The 26,563-nt window shown below is 72.3% G+C and carries 16 protein-coding genes and 3 CRISPR repeat arrays; of the genes, 7 read left to right on the forward strand and 9 right to left on the reverse strand.

Annotation, left to right across the window (positions count from 1 at the left end; all coding sequences use genetic code 11):
* Positions 1-3: 3 nt before the first annotated feature.
* Positions 4-1,032 carry a phosphotransferase family protein gene (locus ACZ5OX_RS16425; protein ID WP_465630451.1) on the reverse strand — a complete coding sequence of 343 codons (1,029 nt, stop codon included), beginning with the start codon at positions 1,030-1,032 and terminating at the stop codon, positions 4-6.
* A 292-nt stretch (positions 1,033-1,324) separates the two neighbouring features.
* On the opposite strand from ACZ5OX_RS16425, the gene ACZ5OX_RS16430 reads away from it, so the two are divergent.
* Positions 1,325-2,548: a polysaccharide deacetylase family protein gene (locus ACZ5OX_RS16430; RefSeq protein ID WP_465630875.1), complete on the forward strand. Its 1,224-nt coding sequence runs from the start codon at positions 1,325-1,327 to the stop codon at positions 2,546-2,548.
* 269 nt (positions 2,549-2,817) lie between these two features.
* Here the strand turns inward: ACZ5OX_RS16430 and ACZ5OX_RS16435 are convergent, their stop codons facing one another.
* The 3 genes from ACZ5OX_RS16435 to ACZ5OX_RS16445 all read right to left on the reverse strand — a co-directional run bounded on the left by ACZ5OX_RS16435 (position 2,818) and on the right by ACZ5OX_RS16445 (position 11,490).
* Positions 2,818-5,877: a hypothetical protein gene (locus tag ACZ5OX_RS16435; protein WP_465630452.1), complete on the reverse strand. Its 3,060-nt coding sequence runs from the start codon at positions 5,875-5,877 to the stop codon at positions 2,818-2,820.
* Between the two features lie 537 nt (positions 5,878-6,414).
* Positions 6,415-9,405, reverse strand: coding sequence for an ATP-binding protein (locus tag ACZ5OX_RS16440; protein WP_465630453.1), 2,991 nt, complete (start codon positions 9,403-9,405; stop codon positions 6,415-6,417).
* 66 nt (positions 9,406-9,471) lie between these two features.
* On the reverse strand, positions 9,472-11,490 hold the full coding sequence (locus tag ACZ5OX_RS16445) for a transglycosylase domain-containing protein (RefSeq protein ID WP_465630454.1): 2,019 nt from the start codon (positions 11,488-11,490) through the stop codon (positions 9,472-9,474).
* 415 nt (positions 11,491-11,905) lie between these two features.
* Here ACZ5OX_RS16445 and ACZ5OX_RS16450 point away from each other — a divergent pair, with 415 nt between their 5' ends.
* Positions 11,906-13,021: a hypothetical protein gene (locus tag ACZ5OX_RS16450; RefSeq protein ID WP_465630455.1), complete on the forward strand. Its 1,116-nt coding sequence runs from the start codon at positions 11,906-11,908 to the stop codon at positions 13,019-13,021.
* Positions 13,022-13,171: 150 nt separating this feature from the next.
* On the opposite strand, the gene ACZ5OX_RS16455 is transcribed toward ACZ5OX_RS16450, so the two are convergent.
* The 4 genes from ACZ5OX_RS16455 to ACZ5OX_RS16470 all read right to left on the reverse strand — a co-directional run bounded on the left by ACZ5OX_RS16455 (position 13,172) and on the right by ACZ5OX_RS16470 (position 16,771).
* A complete protein-coding gene (locus tag ACZ5OX_RS16455) occupies positions 13,172-14,071 on the reverse strand; it encodes a Gfo/Idh/MocA family protein (protein ID WP_465630456.1) in 900 nt (299 codons plus the stop codon).
* Between the two features lie 178 nt (positions 14,072-14,249).
* Positions 14,250-14,921 carry an O-methyltransferase gene (locus ACZ5OX_RS16460; protein WP_465630457.1) on the reverse strand — a complete coding sequence of 224 codons (672 nt, stop codon included), beginning with the start codon at positions 14,919-14,921 and terminating at the stop codon, positions 14,250-14,252.
* Positions 14,922-15,089: 168 nt separating this feature from the next.
* The gene (locus ACZ5OX_RS16465; RefSeq protein WP_449792137.1) at positions 15,090-15,755 is read right to left on the reverse strand and encodes a DedA family protein; all 666 of its coding nucleotides are present in this window, start codon (positions 15,753-15,755) and stop codon (positions 15,090-15,092) included.
* Positions 15,756-15,955: 200 nt separating this feature from the next.
* Positions 15,956-16,771 carry a class I SAM-dependent methyltransferase gene (locus tag ACZ5OX_RS16470; RefSeq protein ID WP_465630458.1) on the reverse strand — a complete coding sequence of 272 codons (816 nt, stop codon included), beginning with the start codon at positions 16,769-16,771 and terminating at the stop codon, positions 15,956-15,958.
* Between the two features lie 729 nt (positions 16,772-17,500).
* Positions 17,501-18,932: direct repeats of the CRISPR family, unit length 29 nt; unit sequence CTCGGCCCCGCGCTCGCGGGGATGGCTCC.
* Positions 18,933-19,007: 75 nt separating this feature from the next.
* Between ACZ5OX_RS16470 and ACZ5OX_RS16475 the strand changes: the two genes are divergently transcribed.
* From ACZ5OX_RS16475 to ACZ5OX_RS16490, 4 genes are all read left to right on the forward strand, one after another.
* Positions 19,008-19,724, forward strand: a complete 717-nt coding sequence (locus ACZ5OX_RS16475; RefSeq protein WP_465630459.1) for a hypothetical protein — start codon at positions 19,008-19,010, stop codon at positions 19,722-19,724.
* 141 nt (positions 19,725-19,865) lie between these two features.
* Entirely contained in the window at positions 19,866-20,171 is a 306-nt protein-coding gene (locus ACZ5OX_RS16480; protein ID WP_465630460.1) for a hypothetical protein, read from the forward strand.
* Between the two features lie 46 nt (positions 20,172-20,217).
* Positions 20,218-20,583: a hypothetical protein gene (locus ACZ5OX_RS16485; RefSeq protein ID WP_465630461.1), complete on the forward strand. Its 366-nt coding sequence runs from the start codon at positions 20,218-20,220 to the stop codon at positions 20,581-20,583.
* Between the two features lie 196 nt (positions 20,584-20,779).
* Entirely contained in the window at positions 20,780-21,502 is a 723-nt protein-coding gene (locus ACZ5OX_RS16490; protein ID WP_465630462.1) for an LURP-one-related family protein, read from the forward strand.
* 269 nt (positions 21,503-21,771) lie between these two features.
* Here ACZ5OX_RS16490 and ACZ5OX_RS16495 read toward each other — a convergent pair whose 3' ends face one another.
* Complete coding sequence (locus ACZ5OX_RS16495; RefSeq protein WP_465630463.1) at positions 21,772-22,365, reverse strand: hypothetical protein; 594 nt, start codon at positions 22,363-22,365, stop codon at positions 21,772-21,774.
* 750 nt (positions 22,366-23,115) lie between these two features.
* A CRISPR array of direct repeats spans positions 23,116-24,304; the repeat unit is 29 nt; unit sequence ATCGGCCCCGCGCTCGCGGGGGTTGCTCC.
* 91 nt (positions 24,305-24,395) lie between these two features.
* Positions 24,396-24,973: direct repeats of the CRISPR family, unit length 29 nt; unit sequence ATCGGCCCCGCGCTCGCGGGGGTTGCTCC.
* A 115-nt stretch (positions 24,974-25,088) separates the two neighbouring features.
* Here ACZ5OX_RS16495 and ACZ5OX_RS16500 point away from each other — a divergent pair.
* Positions 25,089-26,252, forward strand: a complete 1,164-nt coding sequence (locus tag ACZ5OX_RS16500) for an IS701 family transposase (RefSeq protein WP_465630877.1) — start codon at positions 25,089-25,091, stop codon at positions 26,250-26,252.
* Positions 26,253-26,563 lie beyond the last annotated feature (311 nt).

Consider the following 26,563-nt stretch of genomic DNA (forward strand, 5'->3'; position numbering starts at 1 on the left):
TGCTCAGTTCTCCTTGAGGGTGCTCAGGCCGTGCCGGGCGAGGATCGGCGCCATCTCGCCGGCGCGCTCGAAGCCGGCGCCCAGGGTGCGGCCCTGCCGGAAGCGGAAGTGGATGCCCTCGGCGACGGCGGCGAGTTTGAACGAGGCGAAGGCGACGTACCAGTCGAGGTCCTCCGCCCGGCGGCCGGTCGCGTCGGCGTAGGAGGAGACGATCTCGTCGGGCTTGGGGAAGCCGGGGGCGGTCATGGCGGAGGGGATGATGCCGCCGCCGACGCCCGCGAGTTCGGTGTACATCACCAGGAGGCCGATGTCGGTGAGCGGGTCGCCGAGGGTGGACATCTCCCAGTCCAGGACGGCGGCGATGTCGTCGTTGTCGTCGACCAGGACGTTGTCCAGCCGGTAGTCCCCGTGGACGAGAGCGGGCGCGGGCGAGACGGGCAGTCGCCGGCCGAGGAGGTCGTACAGCCGGTCCAGGTCCGGTAGTTCGCGGCTGCGGGAGGCGGCGAGCTGCTTGGACCAGCGGCGCAGCTGGCGCTCCAGGTAGCCCTCGGGGTGCCCGAAGTCGGCGAGGCCGACGGCGGCGGGGTCGATCCGGTGCAGGGTGGCGAGGGTGTCGACCAGCCTGGTGCCGAGCGCGTGCACCCGCTGCTCGCCGAGGGCGGCCAGCGGCGCGGCGTCCCGGTGGGCGGTGCCGGGGACGTACTCCATGAGGTACCAGGGGGCGCCGAGGGTGTCGGTGTCCGGGTCGAGCAGCAGGGTGCGGGGCACGGGGACGCCGGTGTCGCGCAGCGCGGTCATCACGCGGTACTCGCGGCCCATGTCGTGCGCGGTGGCGAGGACGTGCCCGAGCGGCGGGCGCCGCAGGACGGCGCGGGAGGTGCCGTCGCTCAGCACGTACGTGAGGTTCGAGCGGCCCCCTTCGACGAGGTCGGCCCGCAGCGGCCCCTGGAGGATCCCGGGCAGCTCGCGGTCCAGGTGGGCCCGGAGACGGGCCAGGTCCAGGCCGGGCGGGTCGACGGGGGTCTCGGCCATGGGGCGGCTCCTCGGGGAGGCGGATCATTGACTAAGCGCTTGCTTAGCATTCAACCCGGGAGGCCCCCTGTCAATGGCATGGACCCCCGGGCCCCACGATCCCGTGACGTCGTCACCACCGCCGGTCGCGCCGGACGGGCCACCGCCGAACCGCCTCCGAGCGGTTCGACCTTGGCGCTCAAAAATGTTCTGATGATCGCATTCGTCGATCGTCTTCCGAACACTTCTGATCAGACATCAGGGAAAAGGGGGTCCCGTGCGGACTGCTCGCGGCTCGGCCATCCTGCTGACGATGGGGGTCCTCGGGGCCTCCGCCCTGGCGACCGGATGCTCCGACACAACGAGCAGACCCACGACCGCCACCGGCACCACCGCGTCCGGCCCCGCCCCGAGCAGCACCACCGAGGCCCCGGCCCCGCCGCCGCCCGTTCCCACCGCCACCTGGGACGGCCAGGTCAAGGTGCTCGGCGACGGCTCCACCTCCTACACCGGCCCACAGCCCAAGCAGCCCACGCCCGAGCGGCTCAAGCCGGGCGAGAAGCCGCCGCAGTTCGTCGTCTTCTCCTGGGACGGGGCACTGGAGGGCGACGAGCGCATGTTCTCCCGCTTCCGCAAGCTCGGCGTGGAGAACAACGCCCAGATGACCTTCTTCCTCAGCGGCCTCTACACCCTCCCCAAGTCCAAGAGCACGCTGTACAAGCCCCCGCAGCACAAGCCCGGCGACGCCTCCATCGACTACGCCACCGACCCCCACATCAAGGACACCCTGGAACAGCTGCGCCTCGCCTGGCAGGACGGCAACGAGATCGGCACCCACTTCAACGGGCACTTCTGCAACGCCAAGGGCGGCGGCGAGTGGAGCACCGAGGAGTGGAAGAGCGAGCTCGACCAGGCGATCTCCTTCGTCACCAACTGGAAGACCAACACCGGCTTCAAGGACCTCCCGCCGCTCCCCTTCGACTACACCAAGGAACTGGTCGGCGGCCGCGCCCCCTGCCTGGAGGGCCAGAAGAACCTGCTGCCGGCCGAGAAGGCCACGAACTTCCGCTACGACGCCAGCTCCCCCGGCGAGTTCCAGGTCTGGCCCACCAAGAAGGACGGCATCTGGAACTTCCCGCTCCAGATGCTCCCCTACTCGGGGAAGTCGACCCAGAGCCTCTCGATGGACTTCAACTTCCTGGCCAACCAGTCCGGGGAAACCACCAAGGGCGACCCCAAGAAGTACGACACCTGGGAGAAGGAGACCCGCGACAGCTACCTCGCCGGCTTCGAACGCGTCTACAACGGCAGCCGTGCCCCGCTGTTCATCGGCAACCACTTCGAGGACTGGAACGGCGGCATCTACATGAAGGCCGTCGAGGACGTGATGAAGAGCGTCTGCAAGCGCGAGGGCGTCCGCTGCGCCTCCTTCCGCCAGGTCGCCGACTGGCTCGACGCCCAGGACCCGGCGGTCCTCGACAAGCTCCGCCAACTCGACCCCGCCCAGCCGGCCGACTGGTCCCGCCTGGTCAAGTGACGGGCCCGGGCGGCGCGGGCCGGATCCGGAGACCGCGCACGGCCCGCAGGCAGGGGTCCCACGGTCGTCTCCGATCGGGATGACCGACAGTCCGGAGCATCGCCCCGGACGGGGAAGCAGCGGACGCGGACCGGCGCTCACACCCGTGTGACGGCGGCGAAGAGGCTGCCGGCGCCGGCTCCCCCTGGAGGGCCGGCAACAGCAGGGCGCCCTCCCGACGCCGCGGAGCGGTCGGTCGGGAGGGCGCCCGTCGGACGTCACACGAGGCGTCAGCCCCAGTTGCCCACCAGCGGGACGTCGCCCGGGTTGCCGAACTTCGTGCGGTAGATCACCAGGTCGGAATTCTCGGCGGCCCCGTAGAAGGTCTGGTCGCCGGGCCGGTAGACACCGATGGTCTCCTTGCCGGTGCCGTCCCAGTCGCCCTTGACCGGGATGTCGCCGGGGTTGCCGAACTTGACGCCCGGCCGCACGTTCTCCGTCTGGTTGGAGTCGTTCAGGTAGAAGATCTGGGTCTGCGGGTCGTAGACGGCGACCGTGGTGGTGCCGTTGCCGTCCCAGTCGCCGACCAGCGGCTTCCAGCCCGAGTTGCCCAGCCTGATCCGGTACTTGACGGTGGAGTTGTCGTCGGAGAGGTAGAAGTACTGGTCGCTGGGCCGGTAGACACCGACCGTGGTCCGCCCCTGCCCGCTCCAGTCGCCGACCAGCGGGATGTCACCGGGGATCCCGAACGGGAAGGTGGCGGCCACGGTGGCGTTGTCGTTCGACAGCTGGAAGGTCGCGGTGTCGCGGTGGTAGACGCCGATGGTGTCGGTGCCCGGCCCGTTCCAGTGGCCCGTCAGCGGGACGACGTCGTCGCCGCCGCCGCCGAACACGGTCTGCCCGGTGTACCGGCCGTTGTGGGCGGCCTCGCCGAAGCTGCCGTCGGACCGCCGGTAGACGCCCGCCGAGGCCGGCTTCGGCGTGGGCGTGGCCTTGACCACGGCCCTGCCGATCCGCTGCTGCGCCGCGACGGTCAGCGGCACCTTGTTCGGCTGGTCGGGGCCCAGCCAGCGGAAGTTCTGCAGGTAGACGACGCGCGGGTCCTGCGCGGCGAGCGCCCGGTACTCGGCGTTGTACGCCGCGATGTCCGCGTCGGTCCTGTCGGGGTAGCAGTTGTCGGCGACGTACCGCTCGTTGGTGGACTCCGGGAAGAGCATCAGGTGCTGGTCCGGCGAGGAGAGGAACGTCTTCAGGTTCGCCAGCAGCGGCTGGAGCCGGCCGCGGCCCATGCAGTAGTAGTCGAAGCCGACGATGTCGACCTCGGGCGGGATCGGCGCGGTCTGCTCGGCGTTCCAGTGGTCGAGGCTCATGATCAGCATCTTGTCCGGGAACGCGGCCCGGATCTGCTTGGCCTGCAGCATGACCTGCTCGGGGGCCATGCTGTGCGAGTAGGGCTCGTCCGCCATGTCCACGGCGGCGATCTTGTCGAGGTTCGGCCCGATGCGCTCCACCAGCTTGCGGAGGTTCTCCGCGGCGTCCGGGTTCGGGTGGACCGCCCAGTCGCCCGGCGAGTTCGGGATCACCGTCTCCTGGTTGACGTCGATCACGCAGGAGGCCGGCAGGCACTGGTCCAGGAACTCCAGGCGGGGGTCCTGGCCACGCAGGTAGTTGTTGAGGTTGGTCCACTGCGCCACCTCCGGCGCGTGGTTGACGCCGTTGTTCGGCGAGTCCGGGTCCCGGATGTCGAAGAACCCGTAGTAGCCGAGCCCGCCCAGCATGGAGATCCGCAGGTCGTCCACCGTGGTGACCTGGCCGGCCGCCGAGTGGTGGGCGCCGAGCGAGACGTAGCCGTCGCGGGGCAGCTGGACGTCGGTGCGGCCGGAGAACACCGTCGCGCCGTTGACCAGGACGGTCGCCCGCTGCTCGTCCGTCTTGAGCGCGACCGACACCTCGTAGGAGCCCGCCGCCGGGGCCGTGGGCAGGACGGTCGACCGGCCGCCCTGGAAGAGCGTCAGCCCGCCGTCGGCCTGGACGCGCAGGCCGAGCGCGACGTCCTCGGCGTCCACGGCACCCGTACCGCCCGAGGCGTTGCTGACGGCGAGGGAGGCCCAGTCCTGGCCGGAGGTGCTGCCGACCACCGGGGTCAGCACGGCGTGCACCGTGTAGGCGCCGGTCGGGACGTCCGAGGTGGCCGGCTTGTTCAGGCGCACGGCCGAGGTGCCCTTGGGGAAGGAGAGCACGTTCGGCTGGGCCGGGCTGTTGACCTGCACCGAGCCCGCCGGCGGGTCGAGGGCCAGGCCCTTGACGCCCGAGACGGCGGTGTAGTTCGCGGAGATCAGGCTCGGCTGGCGGGCGCTGAGGTCCTGGTTGAGCCCGAAGTCGGCGGTGGCGTTGGGCGCGCCGTCGAAGGTGTCGACGAGCGGCTTGGCGCTGCGGGTGGCACCGGTGTCGACCCTGCTGACGTTCAGCCCGTGGCCGGCGCCGTCGCCGAAGGTGGTGAACCGGTCCGGGTTGGTGAGGTAGGCGCCGAGGTAGAGGAACTCGCTGCCCGGCCAGCGGGTCACCCCGGCCGGCGCCGAGACGGTGAACGGGGTGCCGTTCACCGTCAGGGTGACGGCGCGGTCGGCCCCGGTGGAGACGGTCAGCGAGACGGCGTACTGCGCGGTCGGCGCCACCGTGCCGGTCCAGAACGGGGTCTCACCGCCGCCGCCGTGGAAGAGGGCGAGCCCGCCGCGCGAGCTGACGGTCAGTCCGAGGTCGACGTCGCCACCGGTGACGTAGCCGTTGCTGCGGTGGCTGCGGCTCAGCACGATCGAGCCCCAGTCGTTGCCGCCGGTGTCACCGACGACGGGGTCGATCACCGTCGAGACGGTGTAGTGCCCGGTGCCGTCCGCGACGGCCGGCGCACCGAGCATGACCGCGGAGACGCCCTTGGCGAACAGCAGCTTGTTGGGGTAGTTGGGATGACTGGTCTGGACGAACCACTGGTCGGGCGCGACCGAGGTGTCCCAGCGGCCGGAGACCCGGGTGTAGGAGATCCCGTGCTGCCCGGCCGGAACCGACTGCCGGGCTTCGAGCCCCACGTTCAGCCCGTACAGCGGGTCGGTGTCCCTGGCCGGGTCCAGCTGGAAGGTGTCCGCGAAGACACGCGTGGTGTCGAGGTCCACCGGCGTCGGCCCGGAGCCGTCGCCGGCCGGGGCGGCGGCCGGGGCGGCGGTCGGAGTGCCGGTCGGGGCGGCGGTCGGGGCGGCGGCCGCCGTGGTGGGTGCGAGGCCCGCGGGCAGCAGTGCCAGCGCGAGCGCCGAGGCGCCGGCCAGCAGCCCGCGGCCCAGGCGTTGAGTGAGTATCACCGAGTCGTAGTCTCCCGGTCGTCGGATCGGCGGCGCGGGCCCGCGTCGCCGAAAGGGAGCGGACACGACCGGCGTCCTACCAGGTCAGCGGCCTTCCCCCCGGGGCGCGATCATAGGGGGTGGACACGAGCGGCCGCGCCGGATGTTCCGGCGCGGCTCTGGCGCTGGCTCTGGCACTGGCACTGGCACTGGCACTGGCACTAGCTCTGGAGCTGGCACTGGCTCTGGAGCTGGCACTGGCTCTGGCTCTGGCGCCGGCTCAGCATCGACCGGCCGCGCCTCCGGCCGGGTCCGTCCCCTGCGCGGACCCGACCGGCTGCCCATGCGGCGCGTACGGGACGGGCGCGTCGACCGGGCCGGGGCCGGGTGCGTACGCCTGTCCTGTGCCGTGGGGATCGAGCCTAGGCAGGGGCGCCTTACCGTTCGCTTACCGATCGCTCACCGCTCGGCCCACGGACGGCGCCCCTCGGCCGCCGGCCGGCCACTCCGTACGGACCCGGCGCCGTACGGACCCGGCGCCGTACGCCCCCGGCCGGGCTACCGGATGTCGCTCAACTCCCGCGCCTCCTCCAGCACCCGCGCGGCCGACTCGGCCAGCCCGGCCGCCTCGTACGCCCGGCCGAGCGCGCGGAGCGCCTCCGCGAGGAAGGAGCGCCAGCCGCGGGCGCGCCACACCAGCACCGACTCCTCCAGGTGCCCGACCGCCGAGGCGTGGTCCCCCGCCGCCAGGTCCAGCTCCCCCAGGATGCCGAGGGCCTGGGCGAGGTGGTGCCCCAGGTCGAAGCGGCGGGCGATGGCCAGCGCGGCCTCGGCCGTCTCACGGGCCCGGTCGTCGCCGGTGGCCGCGTACAGCATCGCCAGGTAGAGCAGCGAGAACGCCTCCACGTAGCGGTCCTTGAGCGAGCGGGCCATGGCGAGCGAGCGCAGGAGCAGCTCGCCGCCCCGCTCCACCTGGCCGGCCCGGCCGTGGGCGGCCCCGAGGAACTGGATCGCGGTCGCCTCGAAGCGGGTGTTGCCGATCAGCCGCGCCAGCCGCAGTGCCTCGGTGAGGTGCTCGATCGTGCGGTCGAGGTCCGTCTCCCCGTAGGCGATGGCGATGATCTGGTGGGCCCGGGCCTCGCCGCCCGGGTGGTCGTGGGCGGTGGCGAGGTCCAGGGCCTGCCGGGCGGCGTCCAGGGCCTCCTGCTCGCGGCCCTGGGCCACCAGGCTCCAGGCCGTCAGGACGAGGGCGTCGGCGGTCCCGCGCGGTTCCCCGGCCTGCTCGAACAGGCCTCGCAGGTGTCGCGCCCGGTCGTCCAGCGCGACCATCGTCTGGGTGCCGTCCGGCAGGTCGACGGTCGCCCCGGAGCCGTCGGCCGCGGTGGTCCAGGTCATCACCTCGATCAGGCCGCGGGTGAGCACGGCCGTCCCCAGGCCGTCGCCGGCCGCCCGGCAGGCCTGGAGGGCGGCCAGGTGGGTGGTGCGCCACTCGTCGTACAGGCCGCGCACGTCGCAGTACTTCTCCTGGCAGGCGGCGAGTTCCCACGCCATCGGCACCATGCGCAGCGCGGCGGCCTGCCGGGCGCTCGCGTTGAGGGCCGGCTGCTCGGCGTCGAACCAGGCCGTCGGGTCGTCCAGCAGCGCCGCCGCGACGCCGGACGGCATCGGGTGGCGCGGCGCGGCGCCGTGGATCGGCGCGAAGCACGGCCCGGGCACCTGGTCGGCCGCCTGCTCGGCCAGCCAGAGCCAGGCGCCGAAGGCCCGTTCGAGCGCGGCGGCGCGGGCGGCCGGTTCGTCCGCGGCCTCGGCGTGCTCGCGCGCGTACAGCCGGACGAGGTCGTGGAAGCGGTAGCGCAGGTGCGGCTCCGTGCCGGTCTCCTGGAGGAGTTGGGCGTCGATCAGCTCCTCCAGCTGCCGCTCGGCCTGCTCCGGCGGGATGTCGGCCGTCGCCGCCGCGGCCCACGACGCGAAGTCGGGGGCGTCGAGCAGCCCGAGCAGCCGGAAGGTGCGGCGGGTCGGCTCGGCGAGGCGGGTGTAGCCGACGGCGAAGCCGGCCCGTACGGCCAGGTTCCCTGCGGCCAGTTCGTCGAGCCGGCGCCGTTCGTCGTGCAGCAGGTGGGCGAGCCGGGCCAGGGTCCAGCGCGGCCGGGCGGCCAGGCGGGCGCCGGCGATGCGGACCGCCAACGGCATGCCGCCGCACAGCTCGACGATCCGGGCGGCGGCCACCGGCTCGGCGGCGACCCGCTGCTCCCCGAGGATGCGGCTCAGCAGCGTCCTCGCGTGGGCGGCGTCGAGTTCGTGCAGGTAGACGAGCCGGGAGCCGGGCAGGGCCGTGAGCGCGGCGCGGCTGGTGACGAGGACCGCCGGGCGGTCCTGCGACCGGTCGCAGGCCCACTCCGCCGGCGTGCCGGGGAGCAGCGGGCCCAACTGCTGCTCCCCGGCGGCGTTGTCGAGGAGGACGAGGGCGCGGCGCCCGGCGAGCAGGGTGCGGTAGAGCGCGGAACGCTCCTCCAGCGAGGCCGGGATCTCCCGGGGGTCGGCGCCGAGGGCGCGCAGGAAGGCGGCCAGCACGCCGGCCGGGTCGGCGGGCGACTCGTCGGCCCCTCGCAGGTCGGCGTACAGCCGGCCGTCCGGGTAGTCGACGGCGGCGCGGTGGGCGGCGTGGACGGCCAGCGCCGTCTTGCCGATGCCGCCCATGCCGGCGATCACCGGGACCCGGCCGGCCGCCAGGGCGTCCAGCACGAGCCGCACCTGCTCGTCCCGTCCGGTGAAGTCCGGGATGTCGCACGGCAGTTGGGAGGGCACGCGGGCGCACCCCGGGCTCGTACGGGCGCCCTCGCGGTCCTGCGCCAGCAGCGCCAGGAAGACGTTCTGCACCTGTTCGCCGGGCTCGATCCCGAGCTCCTCGGACAGCCGCCGACGCAGCGCCTGGAAGCGGCGCAGCGCCTCGGCCGCCCGGCCGTCCGCTGCCAGCAGCTCCAGCAGGGCGGCCTGCACGGGTTCGTCGAACGGGTGCTCCTCGGCGAGCGCCGTCAGGGCGGGCACGGCCGGCCGCGGCGCTCCGGCGGCGAGGCCGGCCCGGGCCAGGCCCAGGACGGTGGCGCGCACCTCGTCCACCACGGACGCGACCAGCGGGTCCGCCCGGTTCACCCGCTCCAGCCCGGCCAACACCGGGCCGCGCCGCAGCCCGATCGCCCCGACCGGGTCCCCTCCGGCGGCCAGCCTGCGGAACCGCCCGAGGTCCACCGCGTCCGGCCCGGTCACCAGCCGGTACCCCTGCGCGTCGGACGCCAGCACCACGCTCTCGTCCCCGAAGCCCCCGAGCCAGGTCCGCAGCCGCGACATCCCGGTGTGCACCGCGCCCCGGCCGACCCGGTCCGCCTGCCCAGCCCACACGAGGTCCAGCAGCCGCCCCACCGGCAGCCACTCCCCCTCCGCGAGCAGCAGCGCCCCCAGCAGCCCCCGCAGCACGGTGGCCCGCGGCAGCACCTGCGGCACCGAGTCCACCTCGACCGCCAGGGGGCCCAACACCCCGAACGTCATCTTCATCCGCTTCAGCCTAGTGTCGCGGGCCCCCGCCGGTTCGGAGAGGGGAGGGATCCCGCGGCGACAGGGCTACCGGGTGGCCGGGGACTTCATGTAGGCGGTCCAGATCCGGGTCGGCAGGGCGGCGTCGGAGGTGTCCGGGGTGGCGCCGCCCAGTCCTTCGAGGGAGAGGAGCTTCATGTCCTTCAGGTCCGCGCGGAACACGGTGACCGCCGTCGACAGCTGCCCGTTGTAGCCGACGAACCACCCTGCCGTACGGTCCGCGGTGGTGCCGGGCTTGCCGGCCAGGTTCGGGCCCGCCTCGGCGACCGACTTGGCGGCCCCGTCGCGGACGGAGCCCTTGAGTGCCGCGTCCACCTCGCCCGCGACCGCCGGGGTGAGCGCCTGGGCGGCGGCCGGCAGGCGCAGCGGGAGTTGGACGCCGTTGCGGGAGACGCCGAGCACCGAGTAGGGGTCGGTGTGGGTGCCGCCGGCGGCGAAGGTGGCGTACGCGTCGGCGGTGCGGACGGCACTGGGGGTGGAGTTGCCGACGGCGAGGGCCGGGACGAGTTCGCCCAGGCTGGTGGGGAGCAGGCCGAGGTCGGTGGCGGTGTTCTGCACCCGGTCCAGGCCGACGTCCATGCCGAGTTGCATCAGCGGCCCGTTGACGGACTGCTCGACGGCATTCCGCAGGGTGACGTTGCCCCAGTTCCGCTTGCCGTCGTTGGCGGTCTTGACGATCTTCCCGTCCCGCCCCCAGTACGGCCCTTCCGGGGTCATCACGTTCACCCCGTCGTCGCCGTTGTAGGTGGTGGCGGGCGTCACCGGGGTGCGGTTGCCGCCCCGCTGGCGCTGCGCTCCCTGGCCGAGCCCGGCCGCGTACACCACCGGGGTGAAGGCCGAACCGATCGGCACGGTCGTGGTGTTGGCGTTGTTGAAGCCCTGCTTCAGGTAGTCGGGGCCGCCGTAGAGGGCGACGATCCGGCCGTCCCGGGCGACCGAGGCGGCGCCGACCTTCAGGAGCTTGTCGGACTCCCGGTTGTCCGGGTCGATCCCCGCGCTGCCCTCCTGGACGGCGGCGACCAGGGCGTCGACCTTCGGCTTCTCGAAGGTGGTGCGGATCTGGTGGCCGCCGAGGTCGAACTGGGCCGGGGTGATGTCGCTGTGACTCTCCACGTAGGCGCGGGCCATGTCGACCAGGTAGCCGATCTGGCCGCTCAGACCCGCCGACTTCGGCTGCGGCCTCGGCTCGGGAAAGACCGTGTACCGGGCGCGCTCGGCGGCGGACAGCTTGCCCACCTCCACCATCCGGTCCAGGATCCAGGACCAGCGCTCCTCGGCCCGCTTGCGGTTCTCCGGGCCGACCGCCGGGTCGTACTGCCCGGCGCCCTTCAACAGGGCGGCCAGGAAGGCGCCTTCGCTCGGGTCGAGCTGGGAGACGTCCTTGCCGTAGTACGCCGCCGCGGCGCGCTCGATGCCGTAACTGCCGCGCCCGAACCAGCTGGTGTTCAGGTAGCCGGCCAGGATGTCCTGCTTGCTCATCCGGTCGTCCAGCTTGATCGCGATGACGATCTCGCTGAGTTTGCGGGACATGTCCTGGCGCTGGTTCAGGTAGATGTTCTTGACGTACTGCTGGGTGATGGTGGAACCGCCCTGGGTGTCGCCGCCCTTGACCATCTGGATGACGGCGCGGCCGATGCCGGTCACGGAGATGCCCGGGTCGGTGTAGAAGGTCTCGTTCTCGGCCGCCAGCACCGCCCACCGCACCGGCTCCGGAACCTGGTCGAGCGGCACGTCCTGCCGGTTGGTCGGGCCGATCCGCGCCATCTCGGTGCCGTCCGCCCAGTAGTAGACGTTGTTCTGCTGGGTGGCGAAGGCGTTCAGGTCCTCCGGGACGGCGGTGGTGACGTAGAACCAGACCAGCCAGCCCGTCAGCGCCGTCACCCCCGTCCCGACCACGAACAGCAGCTGCCGCCAGGACGGGAGCCAGCGGCGGACCCCGCGCCGGCCTCGGCGCGGGTAGTCGATCCGCGGGGACGGGCGACGCTTCCGGAGCCGTCGGCACCCGGGCTTCTCCTCCTCGGCGGCGCCGTCTTGCTGAGCACGCACAGTCCGGTCTCCGATTCGCTCGTGGGACTGATTCCTCCGTCCACGTAGACGCGATGGGAACGCCAGTACGTAAGCCTCGATTCGGTGTGATCATGGTCATACTTCGTGCGACGGACCCGGGACGGGCACTCAGCGGACGCTCGGCGGACGGGCGGCGGGCCCACGGCGGACGGGCGGCGGGCCCACGGCGGACGGGTAGCGGGCCCACGGCGGACGGGTAGCGGGCCCACGGCGGACGGGCAGCGGGCCCACGGCGGACGGGCAGCGGACGCGCGGCAGGCCTACGGCGGACGGGCGGCGGGCCCACGGCGGACGAGCAGCGGACGTGCGGCCACCGGCTGCCGGGCCGCCGCCGGTCGGCCGACCCGCCCCGGAGCGTGCCACGGCAGTCCCGGCGTACCGCCAGAATGGCGCCATGAGGATGATCCAGACCGCGCTCGGCGCGCTGCTGCTCCTGCTGGTCGTCGGCAGCATCCTGCGCACCCTGGTCGTTCCGCGCGGGCTCTACTCGGCACTGGTGATGCGGCTCTGGCGGGTGCTGCGCAAGCTGCTGCGGCTGTTCGCCGGGCCGTCCCGCGGCTACCACGCGCAGGACCGGGCGCTCACCTGGCTGGCGCCGCTGGTGCTGCTGGGCATGCTCGGCGTCTGGCTCAGCTGCATGCTGATCGCCTACACCCTGCTGCTGCACGGCACCTCCGAACTCAGCTGGTCGGTGGCCGTGCGCGAGGCCGGGTCCAGCCTCTTCACCCTCGGCTTCGCCAGCGGCGAGCGGCTGCACCTGTCCGCGATCGACTTCCTGGCGGCCGCCAGCGGCCCGCTGGTGATCGCCCTCCAGATCTCCTACCTGCCGACCCTCTACGCCGCCTACCAGCGCCGCGAGACCGAGGTGACGCTGCTGCAGTCCCGGGCCGGCGAGCCCGCCTGGGGCCCCGAGCTGCTCGCCCGCCAGTCCCTGGTGGACACCGAGACCGCGCTCCCCCAGCTCTACCGGGACTGGGAGCGGCTGGCCGCCGACATCGGCGAGAGCCACTCCAACTACCCGGTGCTGCTCTCCTTCCGCTCCCCCCAGCCCAACCGCAGCTGGGTGGTCGGGCTGATCGCCGTGATGGACGCCGCCGCCCTGCACCTGGCGCTCTGCCCGCGCTCGGCCCCGCCCGAGGCCCGGCTGGTGCTCCGGGCCGGCTTCACCGCCCTGCGCGACATCGCCCGCTCACTGCGGTTCGACTTCGACGCGGACCCGGACCCGGACGTCCCGATCCGGCTGACCTACGCCGAGTACCTGGGCGCCGTCGCGATGATCACCGCGGCCGGCTTCCCGCGCGAGCGCCCGGTCGAGGAGGCCTGGGTGCACTTCCACGGCTGGCGGGTCAACTACGAGGCGCTGGCGTACGAGCTGGCCCGCCGCGGCGACGCCGTCCCGGCGCTGTGGACCGGCCCGCGCGACTTCCGCGCCCCGGTCATCCCGCCGGCCCGCCCCGTCGACCGCCGTCCATCCGCCACCCCTCCGCCGCTGCCGCTGCCACCGGACTGACGCGCGGGTGACGCCCACGTGCGACGCGGCGGGGCGGGTGACGCGGTGGGGCGGGTGGAACGGCGGGGCCGGGTGACGCGGCAGGGCCGGGTACGGATCTCCCTCCGCACCCGGCCCCGCCGTGTCACCTGCTCAGGCGTCCGCCGGTGCTCAGACCTCCACCGGTCCGCCGCCCGCCAGCGAGCGCTCGGCGGCGGCCAGGATCTCCACCACCCGCAGGCCGAAGTCCGCCCCGCAGGGGTGCGGCTCGCCGGAGGCCGCCGAGGCCTGCAGGGCGTCCAGCGCCCGGTGCAGCGCCGCGACCGGGCCCTCGCCGCGCGGGGGCAGCTGCACCACGCCGTGCTCGCCACGCAGCTCCATGCCCGTCCCGCCGGCCGCGAGCGGCGCGGTCAGGCTGAGCGCGAGCGTGCTGGAGGCTCCCCCGGCGTGCCGCACCACCAGGTGCACGGTGTCCAGCGGACCGGCCATCGCCGTCACCTGCGTCGCGTCACCCAGCACCGGCAGCAGTACGGACAGCGCGTGCGGGCCGACGTCCCACAGCGCCCCCTTCTCCACCCGCCACGGTGAGGCGGCGTACGGGCTGGTGCTGCCGGGTGCGAACACCGACCCGAGCCAGTCCGAGCGGCCGGTGAACCAGCCGCCGAGCTCCGCCTGCCGCTCGATCCACGGCATCTGCTCGCCGCCGAAGCGCACGGTGAAGAAGACCACCGACGCGACCTTGTGCTCGCGCACCGCCTCGACCACGGCCTCGGCGTCCGGCACGGTCAGCGCGACCGGCTTGTCCAGCAGCAGGTGGCACCCGGCCTCGGCGGCCCGCACCGCGAGGCCCGACTGCACGGTCGGGGGCAGCGCGATGGAGACCGCGTCCACCTCGGCCAGCAGCCGGTCGAGGTCCGCGTACCCGGGCACGCCGTGCGCGGCGCCCAGCGCCTCGGCCGCCTCCGGTCGGCGGCCCCAGACGCCGGTGAACTCCAGCCCGGGGTGCTCGGCCAGGACGGGCGCGTGCACCCGTTCCGCCCAGGGGCCGGTTCCCAGCAGTCCGATCCGCACGATGTCTCCGTTCTCCGGTGGGCGAGTGACGCGCGGGCGCGCGGGTCAGTCGCAGATAAGCAAGTGAGTGGCAAGTCGGTGGCAGGCGAGCGAGTGGGTGCCAGGCCCGCGGTAAGCCGGCACCCGGCCCGCGGTCAGCCGACGCCAGGTCCGCGGTAAGCCGGCACCCGGCCCGCGGTCAGCCCCGGACGCGGGCCAGGGTGAAGCCGTCGTAGCCCTTGCTGCCGACCGTCTGCACCGAGGTCGCGTCGACCCTCGGCTCGGCCGCGATCAGGTCGTGCAGCGCTCGGGTGCCGACCACCGCCGGGTCGGTGCTGGCCGCGTCGGCGACCGCGCCACCGCGCACCACGTTGTCGACGATGATCAGCGAGCCGGGCCTGGTCAGCTGGAGCGCCCGCCGGAAGTACTCCGGGTTGCTCGGCTTGTCGGCGTCGATGAAGACCAGGTCGAAGGGGTCCACGCCCTGCTCCACCAGCTCGGCCAGCGAGTCCGCGGCCCGGCCCACCCGCACCTCGGCGGTCCCGGTCAGCCCGGCGGCCGCCAGGTTGCGCCGGGCGACCTCGGCGTGCCGGGGGTCCAGCTCCAGGGTGAGCAGGGTTCCGTCCTCGGGCAGCGCCCGGGCCAGCCAGATCGCGCTGTAGCCGCCGAGCGTGCCGACCTCGAGGATCCGCTTCGCGCCCTGGGTCAGTGCCAGCAGGTGCAGCAGCTTGCCCTGGTTGGGGGCCACCGCGATCCTCGGCAGCCCGGCCTCGTCGGCGGCGGCCGTGGCGCCCTCCAGCACCGGATCGTGCCCGACCAGCTGCTCGGAGAAGTAAGCGTCCACGGCGTCCCAGGTCGGCTGCGAAGACATCGGGCCCTCCGGAGTGCAAGATCGGCAGTACCCGGCCGATGCTACTCCGAGGGCCCGAGGCACCACGACGGTGGCTGCGGAGGAGGACCCGTCCGTGACCGGTCCTCCGCAAGGACCGGCCAGGAGACCGGACGGACGACCGATCGGGAGACCGGCCGGAGGGGGTGGTCAGTCGGCGACCGGCTCCTTGGCCGCGGCGGCGGCCTTGGCCGCCTCTTCCGCCTCGATCTTGGCATGCGTCTTGGCGGTGCGGCGCTTCATGATCCACGCCGAGAGCAGGCCGATCAGCAGGGCCGCCCCCAGGCCCGCCCAGGAGAACCGGGCCAGCCAGGGCTCGATGCTCTTGCCGACCTTGTAGACCAGCAGCGTCGTGCCACCGGCCCAGACGACACCGCCCAGCACGTTGGCGATCAGGAACTTCCAGTACGGCATCTTCAGCGCGCCCGCGAGCGGACCGGCGAAGATGCGCAGCAGGGCGATGAAGCGGCCGAAGAAGACCGCCCACATGCCCCACTTCTGGAAGGAGCGCTCGGCGGTGGCCAGGTGGGAGGGCCCGAAGTGCTTGGGGAACTTGCGTCCCAGCTTCTCGAAGAGCGGCTTGCCGCCCTTGCGCCCGATCGAGTAACCGATCGAGTCACCGATGATCGCGCCGGCGATCGCGCAGATCGCGACGCCCCACGGGCTCACCACACCCTTGACCGCCATCAGGGACGCCGTGACCAGAGCGATCTCGCCGGGCAAGGGGATACCCAGCGACTCCAGCCCGATGATCAGACCGATTACGGCGTACACCGCCGTCGGCGGAATCCCCTCGATCCAGGCGTCGATGTGCAAGGCCAGTCCCTCCGTGGCAGGACGGGACCGGCCGCGCTCCCCCTGGAGCAGCGTGCCCGTCCCGGCAGTTCATCCGATGGCGGCACCAGGCCGCTCCCCCGGAGCGAGCCTAACGTGCCGGGCGGCCTGTCCCCCCGGCCGATCACCCGTGGTTACGACGTACGCCCCCACACCATGGTTCCAGGTTGACCTGCGTTTCTTCAAGATTCGGCAAAACGCAGCGCGACGACGGACGGGCGCTGCTTGATCCAGCGCACGAGCGGCAGCAGGGCGCTCAGCGGCAGACGCCCGCCCTCCGGATAGACCTCGCGGATGTCCGTGACCCGCGGGTGCGCGGAAGCCAGCCGGCCACGCTCGTCCGCGTCCATCCCGAACGGCATCGGCGGCGCCTGGTAGTACCGGTCCCGCAGCTTGCCCTCGACGGCCCGCCGACTGAACCAGCGCGGCACCGCGTCCAGCACCATCGCCCCACCGGGGAAGCGCTCGGCGCAGGCCGCGATCAGGGCGCGCACCTCCTGCGGCCGCAGGTACATCAGCAGCCCCTCGGCACTGATCAGCACCCCGTTCGCCGGATCCACCTCGTCCATCCAGCCCGGGTCGGTGGCCGAGCGGGCGACGATCCGGCGCCGCTCGTCCGGCGGCAGCAGCCGGCGCCGCAACTCGGCGACCTCCGGCAGGTCCACCGACAGCCAGCTCGCCCGCCCGTTGTCGACCCGCCAGGCCTGGGTCTCCAGCCCGTCCCCGAGCCCGACCACCGTGCCACGCGGACAGCGGGTCAGGAAGTCCGCCACCTCCCGGTCGAAACAGGCCGCCCGCAGCGCCTGGAGCTGGCTCAGCAGCGCGTTCTCCCCGAACCGCGCCGCGAACGGATAGTCGATCCGCTCCACCAAATCCACCGCCACCGGATCCGGCAACAGTGTGTCCGGCCGCCGCGCCTCCACCGCCCGGTGCCACAGCGTCCACAATGCCGTCTCCGGCACCTGCCCCAGCTCCGGCTGCTCCCCGCCGCCACTCATCGCTCGCTCCTTCGGACGTGGCGCCGCACTCCCGACGCATCCCCGCCATGGGCATGAACCCGCCGATTCTGACACCCCGTCCGCCCCACTCCTCCCGCCGACGCGCCGACCGGCGGCAGGGGGGCGGGCACGACGACGGTTGGGGCGCGCGCCGCGCTGTGTGCGCCTGCCTCGATGCGGCGACGGCCGCCCGCGCCGTCCGACGCGTGCCCGTGGCCGTCCATCAACGCGTCCTCGATGCGCCGCCCCAGGTCGGCGCCGACCTTGGAGACGGACGCCTGGTGTTCAAGGCGGGGCACCTGCGCAACGAGAACCTGTCCGACTTCTGGTCGTACGTGGACCGCGCCCAACTCCTCCTCACGAACTCGGTCGCACGGCCGGCCGCCTACACCGAAGCGTGCGTCCTGCAGACCGACCGAATGCTCACCCTCGACGCCGTCCCGGCCGACACAGATCCCGGACGGACCGGCAGCAGCGAGCCAATGGCACATCAGCAGAACCCCGGCCCCGCCCAGCCGACTTCGCTCACAACCCAGCCCGCCCGTGACCTCAGGCAATACCACTCATCCCGCCCTCCACGAGCGAGTACCCTTCGGGAGCCGCAGCATTGACAATGGCCTGGCCGTGAGAAGAGGTGACGACACCACATGAGTGCTGCCATGGACCGTCTACCGATTCGAACTGAATCAATCGGCACCCTCTGAGGAGAATCGGTGCAGGTCACGAAGCCTCGGCCCCGCGCTCGCGGGGATGGCTCCGCCGCGAGCACGTGGAAGCTCCGCATCACGCTCTCGGCCCCGCGCTCGCGGGGATGGCTCCATCCAAACAGCCGAGCACGCGCACTCTTGAAGCTCGGCCCCGCGCTCGCGGGGATGGCTCCTCCCGATCGAAGCTGCCGTCGTCGACCACGACCTCGGCCCCGCGCTCGCGGGGATGGCTCCGCAGGTGTTCGGGGCCGGGCTCGGGTTGGGCCCTCGGCCCCGCGCTCGCGGGGATGGCTCCGGCAGCGCGCCCTTCGGCCGGAGCAGACCGGGCTCGGCCCCGCGCTCGCGGGGATGGCTCCGTGTTCCGGGGCCGGCGGGGTGGTTCCGCCCCCTCGGCCCCGCGCTCGCGGGGATGGCTCCTGATGCCCGCCGACGAGGGACAGGCCTCCCCGCTCGGCCCCGCGCTCGCGGGGATGGCTCCGCGTGACATGGAGCTGGGAGTACCTGCCCAGCCTCGGCCCCGCGCTCGCGGGGATGGCTCCCTCATGCCGTCGGTGGTCGGCAGGTAGCCGCGCTCGGCCCCGCGCTCGCGGGGATGGCTCCGGCTGGTCACACCCCTGCCTCGGCTACCTGGACTCGGCCCCGCGCTCGCGGGGATGGCTCCCCTGGAGATCGTCGCCCCTCAGGTAGTCCCCGCTCGGCCCCGCGCTCGCGGGGATGGCTCGCAGCCCAGGCGGTCGCGCCTGCCGAACGCCCCCTCGGCCCCGCGCTCGCGGGGATGGCTCCTGGAGGGTGTCCGCGGCGCTGACGTTGAAGTACTCGGCCCCGCGCTCGCGGGGATGGCTCCTCCTTGCCGCCCATCCGCAGCGATTCCTCGTCCTCGGCCCCGCGCTCGCGGGGATGGCTCGTGGCCGGCATCAAGCCGTCCACCGTCCGCGACCTCGGCCCCGCGCTCGCGGGGATGGCTCCCGACAGGGCCGTGATCGCCCAGTACGCCGATTCTCGGCCCCGCGCTCGCGGGGATGGCTCCACCGTGGTCGGCCGACGGGCGGCGGTCTCGGTCTCGGCCCCGCGCTCGCGGGGATGGCTCCCTCGACCCCTAGGAGGGGACCGTGGCCCAGGACTCGGCCCCGCGCTCGCGGGGATTGCTCCATGCGGCCAGTGAGCCGGTTCGGCGCGCCGACCTCGGCCCCGCGCTCGCGGGGATTGCTCCCACACCACGGGCTCGCCCTGGTTCACGACCCCCTCGGCCCCGCGCTCGCGGGGATTGCTCCTGCCGGTAGTCGTTGCCGCCGAGTTTCACCGCCTCGGCCCCGCGCTCGCGGAGATTGCTCGAAGATCGTGTTCGCGCGGGCCAGTTCGGGCTGCTCGGCCCCGCGCTCGCGGGGATTGCTCCTTCTTGAGGAAGTCGTGGATGGCGCCGCTGCCCTCGGCCCCGCGCTCGCGGGGATCGCGCAACCACGTCCGGATCGGCTTGAGGCCGCACCGGCCACGACCGTTCGCCGACACAGGCCCGGTGCCATGATCCCCTCATGGAATCCCGGCGACGGCAGGTCCGGGTGAGGAGGAGGGCGCCATGGGGCCCGTACCGGGCGCGGGAGGAATTGGACCGGCTGGGCCAGGTGCTGCGAGCACAACTCGTCAAGCTGATAGACGAGTTGGCTCCCGCTGGCGATCTGAGCCCGCCGTTCCTCGCCGAGCCGGAGGTCGTCGACTGGCACGAGCCGCTCCGCTACCGGTACTCGGTCGGCTGCTTCACGGGAAGGCGCCCCGCGAACGTCACCGCCGCCGACGCCGCGTCCCGCGGGGCCGCCCTGCTCGAATCGGCCGGCTGGAAGGTCGCGACCTCGCGGGAGGAGGCCGGCGGGACGGTCCGCTTCGTCGTCACCGGCCGCCGCCACGGCTGCGGCATCGAGATCTGTGCGGTCGAGCACATGTCCACTCTCTGGTTCAGCGGGCAGACACCGGCGATGGCCCTGTACGAGCCGGAGGAGTTCCGACGCCCGGAACCCCTGCTCACGCCCGAGACCGTCACCCTCGGATATGTACTGTGCTACGAGTGCGACGGCCTGGGCTGGTGCCATGACTGCGGAGGACGCGGCTGGCGCCCTGACGCGGCCCGCGGGCGGGTCAACTGCCCTGTCTGTCACCGGCGTCGTGTCTGCGTGATCTGCCGGGGTGCGGCGGAGCTCGCTGTGACCGATCTGTCGCCGTACCAGCGCGGCTACTACCCCGAACTGGGCCGGTGACGGGTCGTCGCACCCCCGGAGAGACCTCGCGCAGTAGTCCCGCCGCAGCCGCCTGCATGCCGTCTGACATCAACTCAATCCTCGTACGAAATCCTTGGATTGACATCTTGACTTCGACCCAAGGATTGATACCTTGGCTTCATGCCAAACAACGAGAAGCCTCGCCTCATCCCGACCGGAAAGTGCTGGTGCGGCTGCGGGAAGGACGTTGGCCTGGGCAAGTTCTTCGCCGCCGGCCACGACAAGATCGCCGAAGCAGCGCTCATGGCGCTCAAGTACGACGGGTCCGTCGCTCAACTGCTCCACGCCCACGGCTACGGCTCACACCACTCCGTCCGCCATGCCGCTGTCGCCGATCCGGACTGCTCGTGGCAGAAGTGCGCCGACTGCAACTACAGCGGCGCCCCCGCCAGCATCGTCAACCACCGCAAGAAGGACCATTCCTGACGACGTTTCGGACCGCGGCACACCCGGTCACCCCTACAGTGGCGCCATGGATGTCAACTGGGACGACTCGACCTGGGAACTGATGCTGGTACAGCGCCCCTCCGATACGCACCTCTCGCAGTCGAGCACTTCTGGCGGGAAGAGCGCGCTGGCGCGGAACGACGACAACGAACTCACCACGCACGCCGTGCTGTTCCCCGGGACCAAGGTGGCCCTGGGGATCCTCGGCGCGGGCGTCGCCCTGGGGATCGTCGCGGTGAAGGCCGCTCCGCACGTCAGGAGCGGCCTGATCAGCCTCAAGTCGAAGCTGGCTCGGCGGACGGAGGAGGACGCCGAGGCCCCCGCTCCCCTGACGGTCGTCTCGGAAGTCGGACCGGAGCAGCCGGACGCCTCTGCACTGCGCACTGCCTGAGCGACGGACCAGGCGCCGGCACGGAACTCGAATCAGGCCGAGTGGATGTGACATCTGCCACATCCACTTCGCCGAGTACCGGTCGCTCGTCATTCGCAACGCCCCGACCTCCCTGTCGAGTTCGCGACCGAACGAACCCGGGAGCCGGTGCAAACGATCTGGCTGTCCGCGGCGGCCTGGCCCTAGCCTGCCCGCCATGTCCCAGAACACGAACACCTCCGGTTTCCCCGGACAGGCGGCCGCTCCGTCCGGCGACGCCGCCAGGGTGCAGCGCCAGGTACAGCACCAGGCGGGCGTCGGACCCGTCTCCGGTGGCGGCGGCACCCTCTTCTCCGAGCCCGTCCTGGTGGTGAACCAGAAGGTCAAGCTGATCGAGCTGACCAACGAGTACTCGGTCTTCGACCAGCAGGGCGCCACGCTGGGCTCGGTGGTCCAGGTCGGCCAGAGCGGTCTGCGCAAGGTGCTGCGGCTGCTCTCCTCCATCGACCAGTACCTGACCCACAAGCTGGAGATCCGCGACGCGCACGGCACCCCGGTGCTGCTGCTGACCCGCCCGGCGAAGCTCATCAAGTCGCGGGTGATCGTGCAGCGTCCGAACGGTCAGGAGGTCGGCCGGATCATCCAGCAGAACGTCATCGGAAAGATCGACTTCGCGCTCGAGGTCAACGGCCAGAGGATCGGCGCCATCAAGGCCGAGAACTGGCGGGCCTGGAACTTCTCCATCGTCGACGCGACGGACACCGAGGTCGCCCGGATCACCAAGACGTGGGAGGGCCTGGCGAAGACGATGTTCACCACGGCCGACAACTACGTGCTCCAGATCCACCGCCCGCTCGCCGACCCGCTGCTCAGCCTCGTCCTGGCGACCGCGCTCACCGTGGACACCGCGCTGAAGCAGGACGCCCGCGGCTTCGGATAGCCGCGAACCACACGTCGCCCGGCGGCAGTTGCCGCCGGGTAGCGATGAGCATCGGCGGTCCGCGGCCGCGCGTCCGGATCGACACGGCCTGGGGCCGGCCGAAGTGGCCGTGACCGGGCGGTAGACGGCCGAGGCCGCCGCGATCGGGCAGTAGACGGCCGTGGCGCCCGTTGTTCGGCCACTCGTTCCGGACCCACCAGCCTGCCGCCGTCAGCCGCCCACCCGGCGCACCGTCACCGCCGCCGAGTGGGTGCTCGCCACTGCGGTCGTCAGAGGGGGACCGACAGAGCAGGCGAGGCCGCGGTGGCCGGCGGATCCTGGCAGGGGAGCGTGACGACGACACCCACGCCCTGGCCGGGCTTCGCCTCACCCGCGCGAACGGTGTAGCGGTCGGGCTCGTGGACGGCCTCGAACTCCCACGTGGACTGATCGGCCGAATCCGGCTCGTTCGAGGTGATCTTGAAGCCCTCGCCCGCGAGCTTCTCCCGCAGTGCCCGAACCACCTCGGGACGCTGGTCGTCCGTGGCCTTCAAGCGGATCGCCGAGCTGAGCTCGTACGCCTCACCCTCATCGGCGATGCCCGTCCCCCGCCCCGAGCACCTGGAGTAGGCGATGAGCTTGGTCCACGGATCGCGTTCGAGGCCCGTCAGCTCGCACACGTGGTTCTGCACCTGGTCCGCCCGGAGCAGCGCCTCCTCCCGGGACTCGACCCGTACCGGCTTGCTCGGCTTCTCCGCCCCTCCGACCAGTGGCTCCACGAGCGAGCACGAGCTCAGCACCAGGGCACCCGAGACCGCCAGTACGGCCGCACGGGCGGCCCGTACGCCCGCTCCGGACAACGCGGGCGTCGATCTCTTGAACAAGTGCGGTACTCCCCCGTGAACAGCTGTGCGTCGTGCCGTCCGGATGCTACGGCACCACAGGGGACGGTCTGCGCCCGGATTTACGGGTCGCCCGGTCGGAAGGCTGCGGACGGTTCTCGTGCTTGCGGCCCTGGTCAGCGAGCGAGGTCTCCGGCGGCTCGCCCCGGCGATCCACCGAATCGGGGCCGCCCCGCCAACACCGAGGAAGCCGTGGACGGGCTGACCCACGAGGTCCTGGAGCAGGGCGCGGCAAGGCCGACGTCCGCGGTCTACGGGAACGGGCCGCGATGCCGCTTCCGTGAGAGCTGGAGCAGCCTCACGGAAGCGACTCGCGCACGGGACTGCCTGAACAGCTCGGGTTCGAGGACATGGTCGCGCGACTCCGAGCGCCCACACCGAACCGGTTGGTGGTCGCCGGCCCTGGCGGGGAGGGAAAGCTCTCCCCGGTCGCGCAGCCGTGGTCAAGCCGCTGGAACCCGGAGCAGACCCACCGGCCTTCCTCGCGCGCGACCTTGTCCCACAAGGCACGCAACCAGCCTCTGACTTCCGGCGGGCACCGCTATCAGAGGTCCTCGACAATCATCCCGACCCCCACGTGCGAGTACGCTTCGGGAGCACGGGACATGATGCTGGCAACTCGGGTTGGCGTGACGAGAATGACGGTACGACATCACTTGCCCTCCAGGTTTCCGTCCAATCGAACTGAATCAATCGGCGCCCCCTGACGCCAATCGCCGCAGGTCAGCAAGTATCGGCCCCGCGCTCGCGGGGGTTGCTCCGGCGACGGGAACTCGGCCGGCAGCGGCAGCCAATCGGCCCCGCGCTCGCGGGGGTTGCTCCTGCCACCCCAGGTGTTGGGAGCGGCGGGTGTGATCGGCCCCGCGCTCGCGGGGGTTGCTCCGGCGCCGGGGACGACCTGGTGCGGGCCAGCGCATCGGCCCCGCGCTCGCGGGGGTTGCTCCGATCGGGGCCGCGCCGTTACCGAGCGGCGCGCATCGGCCCCGCGCTCGCGGGGGTTGCTCCCCGCCGGCCGGGATGCTCGCGGTCACCCCGCAATCGGCCCCGCGCTCGCGGGGGTTGCTCCGGAGACACTGGACAGAAAAGCTCGAATATTTTATCGGCCCCGCGCTCGCGGGGGTTGCTCTCCGTGACTCTCTGTCAACCCTGAAAGGAGGCGATCGGCCCCGCGCTCGCGGGGGTTGCTCCCACGGCCCGATCGCACCCACCCCCGACGGCCGATCGGCCCCGCGCTCGCGGGGGTTGCTCCCACGGCCCCCGGTTACCGAGAGTGCACTCCCGATCGGCCCCGCGCTCGCGGGGGTTGCTCCGGCGGTGAGGCGGGGAGATGTGGTCACCTGCCATCGGCCCCGCGCTCGCGGGGGTTGCTCCTTTCGGCTCGGGGACGCCTCCCCGTCACCCAGATCGGCCCCGCGCTCGCGGGGGTTGCTCCTACGAGGCCGGCGTCCTGCTGGCCAAGCACGCATCGGCCCCGCGCTCGCGGGGGTTGCTCCTACCTGGCGCCCGGCGCGAACGTCGTCGCCCAATCGGCCCCGCGCTCGCGGGGGTTGCTCCCGGCGGTCAGGTCAGAGGCACGCGAGGGCGTAATCGGCCCCGCGCTCGCGGGGGTTGCTCCAGGGTCGAGAGCTTGAGCGGGGGGAGAGAGCTATCGGCCCCGCGCTCGCGGGGGTTGCTCCCACGCCCCGTGCCCCGGCGCCAACCCGGCCGCATCGGCCCCGCGCTCGCGGGGGTTGCTCCCGGCGCTTCGCGGGGCTTGCCACCGAGTTGGGATCGGCCCCGCGCTCGCGGGGGTTGCTCCGCGGTCGACATCCCCACCCCCTGGACCGACTGATCGGCCCCGCGCTCGCGGGGGTTGCTCCTACGTGAGTGGCATTTCCCAGAAGACTGGTAAGTCGGCCCCGCGCTCGCGGGGGTTGCTCCGGCGGCCGGGTCCTGTGGTGCCCGCAGGGGCGATCGGCCCCGCGCTCGCGGGGTTGCTCCTCGATTTGTCACACCCGAAATTGAGCTGCCGCATCGGCCCCGCGCTCGCGGGGGTTGCTCCGGCGGCCGCGAGGGCGTCATCGTGGACACCGCATAGGCCCCGCGCTCGCGGGGGTTGCTCCCTCTCGGAGTGGATCACCCCGGAGAGCGAAGGATCGGCCCCGCGCTCGCAGGGGTTACTCCGGTACGCAGTCCCGCATCGCCTCGATCTCCGAATCGGCCCCGCGCTCGCGGGGGTTGCTCCCCCTCGGTCAGCACCATGCAGTTGGTGAGGACATCGGCCCCGCGCTCGCGGGGGTTGCTCGCGGTCGGCGGTATCACCCGCCAGTCCGCCCACATCGGCCCCGCGCTCGCGGGGGTTGCTCCACGACCACCCTGGCGTACCGCATCGGCAAGCCATTGGCCCCGCGCTCGCGGGGGTTGCTCGCCGAGGGTGCGCCGGGCCTCCTCCAGCCGGTCATCGGCCCCGCGCTCGCGGGGGTTGCTCCCCGGAGCTTGTTCGGGCCGAAGACGTCGCATGATCGGCCCCGCGCTCGCGGGGGTTGCTCCCGACGTTGTACCCGTTGGCACGGTGCTGGGGGATCGGCCCCGCGCTCGCGGGGGTTGCTCCGACACGGCGTGGCCAGTTGGGGATACCTGACGATCGGCCCCGCGCTCGCGGGTCTCTAGTACTGCAACGACACTCCGTAACGTTGCGCGTGCTCACTTCGTTGAGTGTGTTCGTGCTGGAAGACATAACTGACGGATGGTCGGGCGAGTTTGCTGACTTCACGGCGCGGTTCGCCGGCCGCTTCGGTCGGGTGGAGCCCCGGCGGCGGATGGTGTCCTACCTGCGGGGACTGCTCGGCGAGGCCGAGCGGAAGAACGGCTGGACCCTGGCCGAGGCCGCCGGCGACGATGGCCCGCAGGGGATGCAGCGCCTGCTGAACCACTACCAGTGGGACGCCGACGCGCTGCGCGACGATGTCCGTGATGCCGTTCTGGAGAACATCGGCGATCCCCATGACGGAGTTCTCATCCTCGACGAGACAGGATTCCTGAAGAAGGGTGTCCGGTCGGCGGGCGTGGCCCGCCAGTACTCGGGCACAGCGGGACGGATCGAGAATTCCCAGGTGGCGGTTTTCCTGGCCTACGGATCCAACCGGGGCCGGGCGCTGATCGACCGGGAGCTTTACCTGCCGAAGGACTGGACCTCGGACCGTGAACGCTGCCGGGCGGCGGGCATCGGAGACGACGTCCAGTTCGCCACCAAACCCGATATCGGACTGCGGATGCTGAAACGCGCGGTGGAATCCGAAGTGCCGTTCGGCTGGGTGACAGCCGATGAACTCTACGGCCAGACCGGGCGCCTGCGGCTCTGGCTGGAAGAGAACGACATCCCCCATGTGCTCGCAGTTCCGAAATCCCAGATGGTCATGACCATGGAGTTCTTCGGCCAGGCCCGCGCGCACGAGCTGATCGGCCGCCTTCCGGACGAGGCGTGGCAACGCTTGAGCTGCGGCGACGGCGCCCACGGCCCGCGGGAGTACAACTGGGCCGCGGCCCCGATCCGGCCCTGGCGGCGCGAGGGATGGGACCACTGGCTGCTCGCCCGGCGAAGCACCTCCGATCCCACGGAAATCGCCTACTACATCTGCTTCTGCCCGACCGGGACCCCACTTGAAAAGCTCACGGAGATCGCGGGGGCGCGGTGGATGGTGGAGGAGTGCTTCCAGACCGCGAAGAACGAGGCTGGCCTCGACCACTACCAGGTCCGCGGCTACACCCCGTGGTACCGGCACATCACCCTCTCGATGGCCGCTCTCGCTTTCCTTGCTATCCTGCGGGCCGAGACAAAAAAGGGGACGAAAAAACTCGAACTGATGAAGCCCTCGTGCCCATCAGCATGAACGAGGCACGACGGCTGTTCAACCGCGTCTCCTCTCCGATACGCCACGGAATCCGGCATGCGCTCGCCTGGTCCCACTGGCGCAGAAAAGCCCAAGCCCGGGCACGCGCCAGCTACTACAAGCGAAGAGGGCATGTCGAAGTGTCGTTGCAGTACTAGTAATGGCCGACAGCGAAGGTCGGGCGCCAGCGCGGAGACCAATGCCGGAAGAGTACTCAATGTGCCGCGGGCGATGGGGCCGGGGCAGCACACCGGTGCGGGCGAAGCGCCGGCCCAACCGAACTCGAGGCCGAAGGACTCGGAGGAAGTGAC

Source organism: Kitasatospora sp. NPDC032121 (genome assembly GCF_055580145.1).